Genomic DNA, 13315 nt, shown 5'->3' on the forward strand with positions numbered 1-13315 from the left:
CCCCGCCGGGGGAGGTCAAGGACCGGCCGGCTCGACCCCGCCGCGGCCGGAGGCGTCCGGCGAAGTACGCCATCCGGGGCGGCGCCCCCGTGTCACACCGGGCGGGTCCGGCCCTCCCAGTACGGCTCGCGCAGCCGCCGCTTGTACAGCTTGCCGTTGGGATCGCGGGGCATCTCGGCGATGAAGTCGACGCTCCTGGGCCGCTTGTAGCCGGCGAGCCGGTGCGCGCAGTGGTCGAGGATGTCGGCCGCGAGGGCGGGCCCGGGCCGGTGCCCCGGGGCCGGTTCGACGACCGCCTTCACTTCCTCGCCCCAGTCCTCGTGCGGGATGCCGAAGACGGCGGCGTCCGCGACGGCGGGGTGCGCGAGCAGGGCCGACTCGATTTCGGCCGGGTAGATGTTGACGCCGCCGGAGATGATCAGGTCGATCTTGCGGTCGCGCAGGAAGAGGTAGCCGTCCTCGTCGAGATGGCCGAGGTCGCCGACGGTGAAGAAGTCGCCGATGCGGTTCTTGCGGGTCTTGGCCTCGTCCTTGTGGTAGGAGAATCCGCCGGTGTTCATCTTCATGTAGACGGTGCCGAGTTCGCCCGGGGGCAGGCGGTTGCCGTCGTCGTCGAAGATCGCGAGTTCGCTGATGGGCCAGGCCTTGCCGACGGTGCCGGGCTTCTTCAGCCAGTCCTCGGCCGTGGCGAAGGCACCGCCTCCCTCGCTGGCCGCGTAGTACTCCTCCACACAGGGGCCCCACCAGTCGAGCATGGCCCGCTTCACGTGGTCGGGGCATGGGGCCGCACCGTGGATCGCGTGCCGCATGGAGGAGACGTCGTAGCCGTCCTTCACCTCGTCCGGCAGGGCGAGGAGGCGGTGGAACTGGGTGGGGACCATATGGGTGTGGGTGCAGCGGTGGCCGTCGATGAGGCGGAGCATCTCCTCGGGTGTCCACTTGTCCATCAGGACCAGGCGGTGGCCGATGTGCAGGGACGCGCCCGCGAACTGGAGGACGGCCGTGTGGTACAGCGGTGAGCACACGAGGTGCACGTTGCCGTCGAACGGCCGGATGCCGAAGATGCCGAGGAAACCGCCGAGGTAGGCCTGCTCCGGGGGTTTGCCGGGCAGTGGGCGGCGGATGCCGCGCGGGCGGCCGGTGGTGCCCGAGGTGTAGTTCATGACCCAGCCGAGGGTGCGGTCGGAGGGCGCCGACCCGGGCTGTCCGTCGAGGAGTTCGGTGTACGGGCGGAAGCCCTCGACCGCGCCGACCGCGTACCGGTGGGTCGCCGGGAGGCCGGCTTCGTCGGCTGCGGCACGCGCGGCAGCGGCGAAGCGCTCGTGGGCGAGGAGGACCTTGGCGCCGGAGTCGGAGACGATCCACGCGATCTCCGGCCCGACCAGGTGGTGGTTGACGGGAACGAGGTAGAACCCGGCCTGGCTGGCGGCGAGATAGGCGGTGAGGAACTCGACGCCGTTGGGAAGGACCACCGCGAGGGTGTCGCCGCGGTCCAGCCCGGCCGCGCGCAGGCCGTGCACGAGGCGGTTGGCGTCGGCGTGCAGACGTCCGGCGGTCCACTCCTCGCCGTCGGGTGCGACGAGCACCTTGCGGTGGGGGTCCTGTGTGGCCTGGGCCCAGAAGCCCGCCGGGGGTGTGCTCACCGGTGTGCTCATGACTGGCCGCTCCCTCGGGCGATGCGGTTGATGCGGTCCACTGCCTGTTCGAAGCCGCGGGTGAGGTCGTCGAAGACGGCCTGGACGCTGCGTTCGCTGTTCATCCGGCCGACGATCTGCCCCACCGGGGTGCCGAGCAGGGGTTCGACCTCGTACTTCTGGATGCGCGAGACGGCCTCGGCGACGAGCAGGCCCTGCAGCGGCATGGGAAGCGTTCCGGGCCCTGCCGGGTCGTCCCAGGCGTCCGTCCACTCGGTGCGCAGCTGGCGTGCGGGCTTGCCGGTCAGCGCGCGGGAGCGGACGGTGTCGCCGGAGCCGGCCGCGAGCAGTTTGCGGGTCAGGGCCGGCGAGTGGAGATCCGCTTCTGTGGTGGTCAGCCATATGGATCCCAGCCACACCCCTTGAGCCCCGAGTGTGAGTGCGGCCGCCACCTGCTGGCCACTGCCGATGCCGCCGGCGGCCAGGACGGGCAGTGGGGCGACGGCGTCGACGACCTCGGGTGTGAGCACCATGGAGGCGATCTCGCCGGTGTGGCCGCCGGCCTCGTAGCCCTGCGCCACGACGATGTCGATCCCGGCGTCCTTGTGTTTGCGGGCGTGCCGGGCGCTGCCCGCGAGGGCCGCGACGAGGACGTCGCGGTCGTGGGCCCGGGCCACGACGTCGGCGGGCGGCGAGCCGAGGGCGTTGGCGAGGAGCCGGATCGGATAGTCGAAGGCGACGTCCAGCTGGGTGCGGGCGACCTGCTCCATCCAGCCGGTGATGCGCCAGCCGGAGGCCTCGCCCTCGGCGAGTCCGGGCACACCGTGTTCGGCGAGGGTGTCCCGGACGAACTGCCGGTGTCCCTCGGGGATCATCGCTTCGACGTCGGCCTCGGTGACGCCCTCCACCTTCTTCGCCGGCATCACCACGTCCAGTCCGTACGGGCGGCCGTCGACATGCGCCTCGACCCAGTCCAGGTCGCGTTTGAGCTCGTCGGGGTCGGTGTAGCGCACCGCGCCGAGCACTCCGAAGCCGCCGGCCCGGCTGATGGCCGCGGCGACGGCGGGGAACGGCGTGAAGCCGAAGACGGCGTGCTCGACTCCCAGTTTCTGGCTCAGCTCCGTCTGCATGGGCGCAGGATGCCGGAGTCCTCCCGAGGACGGAAGAGTTTTTCTGATGCTCCGTCAGATCGGTCGCACCGTCCGACGCGCACTCGCCCGGGTTCGCGAAGGGGTGCGGCGGACATACTTCCGGGGACGCGGGTGACGACTGAGGCGAAGGGGCGTGCGGTGACCGAGGGAGCGTCGGACAGAACGTCGAACGGTGCACTCACGCGGCGGCAACTGGGCAGGGGCACAATGGCTCTGGGCGGTGCGCTCGCCCTGGCCTCCTTACCCGCCGGCCCCGCCGAAGCCGCCCCGGCGGTGACCAGCCACCACCCCACCCTGCGGCACGGCTCGGCCGCTCGCGCCGGGCTGCTCTCGTCCCATCTGCGCCGTCTCGTCACCGACGCCGAGGCGTTCCTGGGCCCCTCCCCCGAGCACCCCTGGTACGCGGGCGCCGTCCTGCTGGCCGGGCGGGGCGGCACCGTAGCCCTGCACCGGCCCATCGGCATGGCGGTGCGCTACCGGGCCTACGACGAGAAGACCGGCACCGGCGTCGAGTTCCCGGCAGGCGAGCAGATCCCGATGGCCGAGGACACCGTCTTCGACCTGGCATCGGTGTCGAAGCTGTTCACCTCGATCCTCGCCGTGCAGCAGATCGAGCGGGGCACGCTGCGGCTGGAGGCGAAGGTCGCCTCGTACCTGCCGGGCTTCGCCCGCGCGGGCAAGCAGGACATCACGGTCCGCCAGCTCCTCACCCACACCTCGGGTTTCCGCGCCTGGATCCCGCTCTACAGCGCTCCGACGTACGAGGGGAAGCTCGAGCTCATCTGGGACGAGAAGCCGGTGAGCGCCCCGGGCACCGCGTACCTGTACTCGGACCTGAACCTCATCTCGCTCCAGCTGGTGCTGGAACGGATCACCGGCCGCACCCTGGACGCCCTGCTGCGCGACGAGATCACCGAGCCGCTCGGCCTGCGCCGCACCCGCTACAACCCGCCCGCCTCCTGGCGTCCGAAGATCGCGGCCACGGAGGACGCGCGCCCGCCCTGGTCCGGCATCGACCGGGGCCTGGTGTGGGGCGAGGTGCACGACGAGAACGCCTTCAGCCTCGGCGGGGTCGCGGGGCACGCGGGCGTGTTCTCCGACGCGTGGGATCTGGCGGTCCTCGGCCGGGCACTGCTCAACGGCGGTGTCTACGGCCGGGCCCGCATCCTCGCACCCGAGTCGGTGGAGCTGATGTTCACCGACTTCAACACCGCGTTCCCCGGCGACGAGCACGGCCTCGGCTTCGAGCTCTACCAGCACTGGTACATGGGGGCCATGGCCACGCCGCGCAGCGCCGGTCACACCGGTTTCACGGGCACCTCGCTGGTGCTCGACCCGACGACCGACTCGTTCCTCGTCGTCCTCGGCAACTCGGTTCATCCGGTGCGGAGTTGGCGTTCCGGATCAGCGCCCCGGGTTGCGGCGGCGAACAACCTGGCACGGGCCGTGCCGGTGCGGCCGGTGCGGGGACGCACCGCCTGGTTCTCCGGGACGGCCGTCTCCGCGACGGCGACGCTCGCCCTCCCCGCACTCGACACCTCGTCCGGCGGGGCGCGGCTGCGGTGTGCGCTGTGGTGGGACACCGAGCCGACCGCCGATGTCCTGGTCCTGGAGGCGACGACCGACGGTGGCACGACCTGGCGGCCGGTTCCCTTCACCACGTCCCGCCGGGGCGAGGAACCCCGGCAGCATGCGTCGGGCTCGGTCACCGGCTGGTCCGGCCGGGTCTGGCACCGGCTCACGGCCGACCTGCCCAGCGAGCGGGGGCTCGCCCTGCGCTGGCGGTACGCCACGAACCGGCTGTACGTCGGCCGCGGGTGCTACGTCGACGGGCTGCGCGTGACGACGGCCGGCGGTGTCCTGTTCGACGAGACCCGCCCGGCGGACGCGTCACGCGTCCATGCGGTGGGGTGGACACCCTCGGCCGACTGAGGAGTCACTGGAGTTCCCTCTCCAGCTCCAGGACCGCCATCGCCGCGTTGTGCCCCGGCACCCCGCTCACCCCGCCCCCGCGCACCGCACCGGCCCCGCAGAGCAGCACGTTCGCGTGCCGGGTCTCCACACCCCAGCGGCCGGTTCCGTCCTGGGCGTGGGGCCAGCTCAGCTCGCGGTGGAAGATGTTGCCGCCGGGCAGCCCGAGGTCCCGCTCCAGGTCGAGCGGCGTCTTCGCCTCGATGCAGGGCCGTCCGTCCGCGTCGGTGGCCAGGCAGCCGGCGAGGGGTTCGGCCAGGTGGGCGTCGAGCTGGGCGAGTGTCGACTTCAGGAGGTCGTCGCGTACGCCGTCGTTGTCCCGCTCGAACAGGCGGGCCGGGGTGTGCAGGCCGAAGAGCGTGAGCGTCTGGTAGCCCTGCTCGGCCAGGCCGGGGGCGAGGATGGTCGGGTCGGTGAGCGAGTGGCAGTAGATCTCGGAGGGCGGTGCCGCGGGCAGCTCACCGGCGGCGGCCTGGGCGTGGGCGGTGGCCAGTTGCCCGTAGCCCTCGGCGATGTGGAACGTGCCGGCGAACGCCTCGCGCGGGTCGACGGCGCTGTCACGGAGCCGGGGCAGTCGCTGCAGCAGCATGTTCACCTTCAGCTGGGCCCCCTCGGCGGGTTCCCCGGGCGTGTCGCCGGTCAGTTCCGCCAGGGCCTGTGGGGAGGCGTTCACCAGGACGTGCCGGGCGGCGACGGTGCCGTCGCCGTCGGCCGTGCGGTAGGTGACTTCGGCTGTCCTGCCGTCCGTGGCGACGCGCAGCGCCTCGTGACCGGTGGCGATGACGGCGCCCGCCGCGCGGGCCGCGTCGGCCAGCGCGTCGGTGAGGGCGCCCATGCCGCCGACCGGGACGTCCCAGTCGCCGGTGCCGCCGCCGATCACGTGGTAGAGGAAGCAGCGGTTCTGCTTCAGGGAGGGGTCGTGGGCGTCGGCGAAGGTGCCGATGAGCGCGTCGGTGAGGACCACGCCGCGCACCAGGTCGTCGGCGAAGTACGACTCGACGGCGACCCCGATCGGCTCCTCGAACAGCATCCGCCAGGCGTCCTCGTCGTCGAGGCGGCGACGCAGCTCCTCGCGCGTGGGCAGGGGCTCCGTGAGGGTCGGGAAGAGCCGCTGGGCTACTCGGCCGGTCATGCCGTAGAACTCCTGCCAGGCGCGGTACTCGCGGTCGGAGCCGGTGAGCCGGGCGAAGGCCTCCCTGGTACGCCGTTCGCCGCCGCCGACGAGGAGCCCGGTGGGCCGGCCGTCGCGTTCGGTCGGCGTGTAGGAGGAGACGGTACGGGTGCGGACCCGGAAGTCCAGACCGAGGTCCCGGACGATCTTCTTCGGCAGCAGGCTGACCAGGTAGGAGTAGCGGGACAGCCGGGCGTCGACCCCGGCGAAGGGCCGTGTGGACACGGCTGCGCCGCCGGTGTGGTCCAGCCGCTCCAGGACGAGGACGGAGCGGCCGGCCCGGGCCAGGTAGGCGGCGGCGACCAGGCCGTTGTGCCCGCCGCCGACGATGACGGCGTCGTACGTCCGGTGTGCGCGGGATCCCTCGGGTGCGGTCATGGTTCTTCGTAACACGGGGCGTTCCGGGTCGGCCAGACGGGCAGCCGGGCGCTCGAGCCGTCGGACATCAGCCGGCACCGGCGCCGTCCGCCGGGCGGCTCAGCCGTCCGATGCCGCGCAGTCCGCCACGGCTAGGCCCACCGGCGGGTGGTACGTCGACGGGTTCGCCGCGTCGAGCCCGCCCCAGCCCTCCATCAGCATGGTCCGTCGACGAGGCGACCAGGAGGCCGAGCCCACCCCGCCGGGCCACCCCACCGCCCGGCCTCGGCGTGGGCCGCCGGACAGCACAACCGCCGATGTCCCACGCGGCCGCCATCTGCGGCCCACCGGCGGGTGCGGTACGTCGGCAGGATCTCGCGGCCCCCTACGCGCGCAGTTGACGCAGCTCGGCCACCCTGCGGTAGAGCGCCGCCGACTCGGTGTTCCGGCCCAGTCGCTGGAGGCAGTGCGCCTCGTCGTTACGGCTGGCGAGCGTGTCGGGATGGTCCGCGCCGAGGACTGCTTCGCGAGCGGCGGCCACGTGCCGGTACTCGGTGAGCGCGTCGGCCCAGCGGCCCAGCCAGCCCAGCCCGACGGCGACCTCGCGACGGCTGACCAGGGTGTCCGGGTGGTCGGGGCCGAGGACCCGCTCGCGGATCTCGCTCACCTCGCGGGACTCGGCCAGGGCCTCCTCCCAGCGGCCCAGCCGCCCGAGGTTGACGCAGCGGCCGTGGCGGGCGCGCAGTGTCTCCGGGTGGGTGGGGCCCTGGACGCGGGTGCGGTCCTCGGCCAGGTCGCCGTACACGTCCAGGGCCTCCGCGCTGCGGCCGAGGCGGCCCAGGCTGATGCCGATCTCGTGCCGGGCGGCGAGCGTGTCGGGGTGGTCGGGGCCGAGGGCACGGGCGCGTGCCTCGGCGACCTCGCGGTAGGTCTCCAGGGCCTCGGCCCAGCGGCCCAGCTGGCCGAGCGCGTAGGCGACTTCGTAGCGGGTGACGAGAGTGTCGGGGTGGTCGGGCCCGAGCACCCGGGCGCGGGCCGCGGCCACCTCACGGGCCATGCGGTGGGAGTCCTCCAGGCGGCCGAGGCGGCTGAGGTTGAAGGCGAGGTTGTGCCGGCAGCGCAGGGTGTCGGGGTGATCGGAGCCCATGGTGCGTTCACGGGCGGTGAGCACCGACGTGTACACCCGGTGGGCGTCGAAGGGGCGGCCCAGTTGGCCGAGCACGTACGCCATCTCCTGTCGTGCGGCGAGGGTGTCGGGATGGTCGGCGCCGAGCGTGCGGATTCTTGCCTCGGTGACGAGCTTGTACTCGCGCAGGGCGTCCGCGGCGCGGCCGGTGCGGCTGAGGGTGAAGGCGACCTCGTAGCGGCTGGCGAGGGTGTCGGGGTGGTCGGGCCCGAGGAGGTGCTCGCGTTCGGCGGCGACCGCGCGGTGCACCTCCCCCGCCTCCGCCCAGCGGCCGAGCCGGCCCAGGCTCAGGCCCGCGTTGTGCCGGCCGGCCAGGGAGGTCAGGACCTCCGGGGGCGGTGCGGGCCGCTCCTCGGGGACGAGTTCCGCGACGGGGCCGGTGGCCGGCCGGGCGATCCACTCGCCGGACAGTCCGGCCGCCGGATCCGGTGGCGTCGTGCGCAGCCCCGATCCGGCCGCCTTGTGGCCGGTGGTCATGCCACGGGTCCAGGACGGCAGCCGTCCCGCGTGCGCCACGGCATCCGGAGCGTGCCGGCCGGCCAGGACGGCCGGCACGTACGCCGGCGCGGCCCGGTGCGCGCTGATCCGGCGGGCCAGCTCACGGGCGTCGCCGGGGCGTTGGCCGGGTTCCTTGGCGAGCAGGTCCAGGACGATCCGTTCGAGGTATTCGGGCAGTTCGGGCCGGTGCTCGCGCGGCGGGCGGGGCGGGGTGTCGCGGTGCCCGACGAGGACCGCCCAGGCGTCGTCGAGGTCGAACGGCGGTACACCGGTGGCGATCTCGTAGAGCACGCAGCCGAACGAGTACAGGTCGCTGCGCTGGTCGACCTCGGTACCGCTGATCTGCTCCGGGGACATGTAGTGCGGGGTGCCCATGGCGATGCCGGTGCCGGTCAGCCGGGAGGTGAAGCCGATGTCGTGGCCGAGGCGGGCGATGCCGAAGTCGCAGATCTTCACCGTGCCGTCGCCGATCCGCACGATGTTGGCGGGCTTCAGGTCGCGGTGGACGATGCCCTGTTCGTGGCAGTAGGCCAGGGCGGCGGCGACCTGCTCGGCGATCTCGACCACGTCCGCGACCGGCAGCGGGTGCTGCTTGTTGTCCTCCAGGAGCTGGCTGAGGTTGCGGCCGTCCAGCAGCTCCATGACGAGGTACAGGACACCGTCGGACTCGCCGAAGTCGTGGACGACGGTGATGCCGCGGTGCTGGAGCGCGGCGGCCACCCGGGCCTCACGGCGGAACCGCTCCCGCAGCACACGGGTGAAGGCGTGGTCGTGGTGCGGGCTCGGCGGCTTGAGGCACTTGACGGCGACGTGCCGGCCCAGGGACTCGTCCCGTGCCCGCCACACCTCGCCCATGCCGCCGCGCCCGATCAGATCGAGCAGCCGGTACCGGCCGTGGATGAGTCTGCTGTCCCCCATGTCGCGCGACGCTCCCCCCGGTAGCTGTTCGCCCGCCCCTCCCCATGGCGCATCCAGTATGGCGGCCTATCGTCCGAGTTTGTACGGTGCCGGGCGCGCGTCCGGGCCGAGCCTCGCCATCGCGCGCAGGATGTGTTTCGGCGGGAGTTGCCAGCGCAGACGTGCGGGAACGCGGCGCAACAGGAGACCGGTGTGGCGCAGTTGCCGGGTGACGGTGGCGGGTGCGGGGGCCGGTCTGCCGTACAGCTCGTGGGCGTACGGCGGCAGGGAGGCGTACGCCAGTTGGGCCACGCGCCGCCACAGCACCTCGCGCGCCGGTACGAGGAGCGGGTGCGTCGGCGGGCGTAGCAGGAAGTCGTCCACCTCGCGTGCCTCGGTACCGGCGGCCAGGTGCGGGCGCACCTTCTCGAAGTACGCGGCGAGTTCGGCCCGGTCGCCGGGTACGGCTCCGGGGTCGAGGCCCACCAGTCGTGCGCTCTCCCGGTGTTCGCCGATGTAGCGGTCGGCCGCCGCATCGGTCAGGCGGAGGCCGGACCTGCGCAGGACGTCCAGGTAGGAGTCGATCTCGGCGCAGTGCACCCACAGCAGCAGGCCGGGTTCGCCGACGCCGTAGCGTTCGCCGGTGTCCGGGTCGGTCGCCGTCAGCATGCCGTGGATCTTCCGGACGCGGGCGCCCGCCCGTTCCGCGGCCTCCGTGGTGCCGTACGTCGTCGTGCCGACGAAGTTCGCGGTGCGCATGAGGCGGCCCCAGGCGTCACGCCGGAAATCGGAGTTCTGCAGGACACCGCGTACCGCGCGTGGGTGCAGGGCCTGGAGGTAGAGCGCCCGGATGCCGGCGATCCACATCATCGGGTCGCCGTGCAGCTGCCAGGTCACCGATGTCGGACCGAACAGCCCGGGATCCGCGCCGGTCATGCGACTCACCTCCGCCCGGCGGCCACGATGACACAGTGCGGTCCCTCGGTCGACATGCGTAGACCGTCCAGTTGTTGAGATTTCACCTTGCCATTGCGAACTTTGGTAAGGCTGCCCTTATATTGTCGCGTGTCGATCAAGGCCCGCAGCGGTCTGCGACGGCATGCCCCCTAGAAACACGACAGGACCCCACGTGCGCACCACCACCCGCGGCCTCATAGCGGTACTCGCCCTCACGCCCTTGCTGTCCGGCTGCTTCGCGCAAGGCGACAGCGGCGGAGCGGGATCGGGTGGACGGCTGCGGATCGCACTGGCCGTACCCCCGGCGCAGGCCCTGTCCCCCTACAGCAACGACGCCACCGTGCTGAGCAAGCTGTCCGTCGCCGAGGGGCTCACCGCCCTCGGCAGGAACGGTACGGCCAAGCCCGCGCTGGCGAAGTCCTGGAAGCAGGACGGCGACACCACCTGGACCTTCGAGCTGCGCAAGGCCGAGTTCCAGGACGGCACCGAGCTCACCGCCCAGGCCGTCGTCAACGCGCTCGGCCACGCCGGCTCGGCCAAGCCCAAGCCCCGTGTCCTGAGCGACGTGACCCTGACCGCCAAGGCCGAGGACGCCGACACCGTCACCCTGACCACCAAGTCACCCGACCCGGTGCTGCCGCTTCGGCTGGCCAGCCCCGCGCTCGCGATCCTGTCCGCGAAGGCGTACGCGAAGGACGGCACCGTGAGCCCGGTCGGCACCGGAACCGGCCCGTTCGAGATCACCCGGCTGAACGGCAAAACCAAGGCGAGGCTCGACCGCTTCGACGGCTACTGGGGCGGCAAGGCGAAGGCACCGGGCATCGACGTGAGCTGGATCGCGGACGGCACGGCCCGCGCCAACGCGCTGCGCGGCGGCGAGGCCGACATCGCCGAGTGGATCCCCACCGCCCAGGCGAAGCTGCTGCCCGAGGGCACCCGGCGCGAAGTGCCCTCGGTGCGCACCGACAGCCTGATCCTCAACACCCGCAGCGGCCTGTTCACCGATCCCGCGCTGCGTTCCGCCGCCCGCGAGGCCGTCGACGGTGCCGCGCTGGTCGACTCCGTCTTCGGCGGATACGCCGACCCCGGGAAGGGGCTGTTCGGGCCCGCCGTCCCCTGGGCCGCGGACAAGCGGGTGGCCGTGACCGGCCGCGCCGAGGCCGCTTCCCACGCCCGGGTGAAGGCCGAGACCAAGGGCAGGACGCTGCGGCTGGCCACCTACACCAACCGGGCGGAGCTTCCCGAGGCCGCGACCGTGCTCCAGCAGCAGTTGGAGAAGGCCGGGTTCACGGTGAAGCAGGACGTGCGCGAGTACACGCAGATGGAGGCCGACCTGCTCGCCGGGAAGTACGACGCCCTCGTCTTCTCCCGGGTGACCCTCCTCGACACCGGTGACGCGGTCGACTACCTCGCCAGCGACTTCACCAGCGACGGTGTCTACAACATCGCCGGCCTCAAGGACGCCGCGGTGGACAAGGCCATCCGGGCCGCGGCCGCGGAGCGCGACACGGAGCGCCGGCAGGAGAAGATCATGCGGGCGGAGGCGGACATCCTGCGCACCGACGCCGTGGTTCCGCTGGTCCACGAGCAGGCGGTCCAGGGCATCGCGACCGACGTCGAGGGTGTGATCCTCGACCCGCGCGAGCGTTCCCTGGTCGACGTCGACACGCGTCTGAAGTAGCCGCATGAGTCTCGCGCACGCCCCCACCGCCGCCCGCCTGTCCCTCTGGCCGGCGGCGGTCGGCCGTGTGCTCGCGGGAGTGGCGCTGCTCGGTGCGGTGGCGCTGCTGCCGTGGCTGTCCGGGACGGACCCGGCGCGCACGGTGCTGCGGGCCCGCTCCGCCGACCAGAACCCGACACCGGCCGAGCTGTCGCTCGTACGGGAAGAGTTGGGGCTGGACGAGGGACCGCTCGCTCATCTCGCGCACTGGCTGGGCGGCCTGCCGCGCGGGGACGCGGGCGTCTCGTGGGTCTCGGGCGAGCCGGTGATGCCGCAGGTGGGGGCCGCGCTGTCGGTCTCGCTGACACTGATGCTGGGTGCGTTCGCGGTCACGGTCGCGGTGGCCGCGCTGGTGTGCGCCCGTACGGTCTTCCTCGGCTCCCGGCGCCGGCTTCGGCGGGACCGGTCGGGCGCCACGGCCGCCGTGCTGGCCGCGCTGCCCAAGTTCCTGCTCGCCTCGGTACTGGCCACGGTGTGCGGGGTGTGGTGGGGGTGGTTCCCGTCCAGCGGGTGGGAGGGGCCGCAGTCGATGGTGCTGCCCTCACTGGCCCTCGGCGTCCCGTCGGGCGCGGTGCTCGGCGGTCTGCTCGATCAGGCGCTGCCCGCGGCCTTCGGCGAACCGTGGGCGCGCACGGCGTACGCCGTGGGGCTCCCGCCCGGCCACATCGCCCGCGACGCGCTGCGCCGTACCCTGCCCGGCATGCTGCCCCAGCTGCTGCCGACCGTCGTCGGTCTGGTCGGCGGCGCGGTCGCCGTGGAGAAGATCTTCAATGTCCCGGGGCTCGGCCGGCTCGCCCTGGAGGCCGCCGTCGCGCAGGACCTCCCGGTGCTGCAGACCACGACGCTGGCGTTGGTCCTGCTGGGCGTGGGTGCCGGCATGCTGATCCGGGCCCTTCGCCACTCGCTCCTGGGCCGTCCGCTGCGCGAGGGCGCCCTGCCCGCCCTGCACCGCCCTCCGCTCATCCCGCCGCGCTCCCTGCGCTGGCTCACCGCCGCCTGCGCGCTCGCCCTGCTCTCCCTCGTCACGGCGGGCCTGCTGCGCGACCCGCTGCAGGTCGACACCGCGGCCCGGCTGCTGCCCCCGTCCCCCGGACACCCCCTGGGCACGGACGCGTTGGGCCGGGACCTGCTGGCCCGGCTGGGCCACGGGGCGCTGCGCACCGCGGGCGTCGCCCTCACCGTGACCGTGATCAGCGCCGTCACCGGGCTCCTGCTGGGCATGGCCCCGCGGGCGAGCGCCGGTCCCACGGAGGTGGTGTCGACGCTGCCCGCCGTCCTCACCGGGCTGCTGATCGCGGGCGTGACCGGCCCGTCGGTGTGGGGAGCGGCGTGCGCGGTCTGCGTGGTCGGCTGGAGCCCCTACGCCGCGCAGACCGCGGCGCTGCTGGAACAGGAACGCGCGAGCGGTCACATCGCCGCGTCCGTCGCACTCGGCGCGGGGCGACCGCACCTGCTGCGCCGCCACCTGCTCCCCGCGGTCGCACCGGCCCTCGTCCGCAACGCCCTGCTGCGGCTGCCCACCACCGTCCTGGTGCTGGCCTCGCTCGGCTTCCTCGGCCTGGGTGAACAGCCGCCCACACCCGAGTGGGGCCGGCTGCTGTCGGAGAATCAGCCGTACGCCGAACTGGCCCCCTGGACGGTGCTGGGCCCGGCCGCCGCGCTGGTGGTGCTGTCCGTGCTGGCGGTGACGGCCGGCGTGCTGGGACGCGAGAAGGGCGAGTAGCAGGCGGCCCGCCCCGTGGTGTCCACGAGGCGGGCCGCCTGATGCTCGCC

The 13315-nt window shown here is 73.2% G+C and carries 8 protein-coding genes; 3 read left to right on the plus strand and 5 right to left on the minus strand.

The window, feature by feature from the left end:
- Positions 1 to 92: 92 nt before the first annotated feature.
- Together IE97_RS0103720 and IE97_RS0103725 are read right to left on the minus strand one after the other, a co-directional pair.
- Complete coding sequence (locus tag IE97_RS0103720) at positions 93 to 1655, minus strand: acyl-CoA synthetase (RefSeq protein WP_030230856.1); 1563 nt, start codon at positions 1653 to 1655, stop codon at positions 93 to 95.
- Positions 1652 to 2764, minus strand: a complete 1113-nt coding sequence (locus IE97_RS0103725) for an NAD(P)H-dependent flavin oxidoreductase (protein ID WP_030230860.1) — start codon at positions 2762 to 2764, stop codon at positions 1652 to 1654. Before IE97_RS0103725 ends, IE97_RS0103720 begins: the two co-directional genes overlap by 4 nt.
- Positions 2765 to 2992: 228 nt before the next feature.
- On the opposite strand from IE97_RS0103725, the gene IE97_RS0103730 reads away from it, so the two are divergent.
- Entirely contained in the window at positions 2993 to 4717 is a 1725-nt protein-coding gene (locus IE97_RS0103730) for a serine hydrolase domain-containing protein (protein WP_051704832.1), read from the plus strand.
- A 4-nt stretch (positions 4718 to 4721) separates the two neighbouring features.
- On the opposite strand, the gene IE97_RS0103735 is transcribed toward IE97_RS0103730, so the two are convergent.
- From IE97_RS0103735 to IE97_RS0103750, 3 genes are all read right to left on the minus strand, one after another.
- Positions 4722 to 6305: a phytoene desaturase family protein gene (locus IE97_RS0103735; protein ID WP_106975284.1), complete on the minus strand. Its 1584-nt coding sequence runs from the start codon at positions 6303 to 6305 to the stop codon at positions 4722 to 4724.
- 364 nt (positions 6306 to 6669) lie between these two features.
- Positions 6670 to 8886, minus strand: coding sequence for a serine/threonine-protein kinase (locus tag IE97_RS0103745; RefSeq protein WP_030230880.1), 2217 nt, complete (start codon positions 8884 to 8886; stop codon positions 6670 to 6672).
- A 66-nt stretch (positions 8887 to 8952) separates the two neighbouring features.
- Complete coding sequence (locus IE97_RS0103750) at positions 8953 to 9801, minus strand: oxygenase MpaB family protein (RefSeq protein ID WP_030230883.1); 849 nt, start codon at positions 9799 to 9801, stop codon at positions 8953 to 8955.
- A 193-nt stretch (positions 9802 to 9994) separates the two neighbouring features.
- On the opposite strand from IE97_RS0103750, the gene IE97_RS0103755 reads away from it, so the two are divergent.
- Both IE97_RS0103755 and IE97_RS0103760 read left to right on the plus strand, forming a co-directional pair.
- Positions 9995 to 11503 carry an ABC transporter substrate-binding protein gene (locus IE97_RS0103755; RefSeq protein ID WP_030230888.1) on the plus strand — a complete coding sequence of 503 codons (1509 nt, stop codon included), beginning with the start codon at positions 9995 to 9997 and terminating at the stop codon, positions 11501 to 11503.
- A 4-nt stretch (positions 11504 to 11507) separates the two neighbouring features.
- Positions 11508 to 13265 (plus strand): ABC transporter permease subunit, encoded by a 1758-nt coding sequence (locus IE97_RS0103760; protein ID WP_030230893.1) that lies wholly within the window; start codon positions 11508 to 11510, stop codon positions 13263 to 13265.
- Positions 13266 to 13315: the final 50 nt, after the last annotated feature.

The sequence above is a fragment of the Streptomyces sp. NRRL S-455 genome (genome assembly GCF_000717875.1).
Taxonomy (GTDB): domain Bacteria; phylum Actinomycetota; class Actinomycetes; order Streptomycetales; family Streptomycetaceae; genus Streptomyces.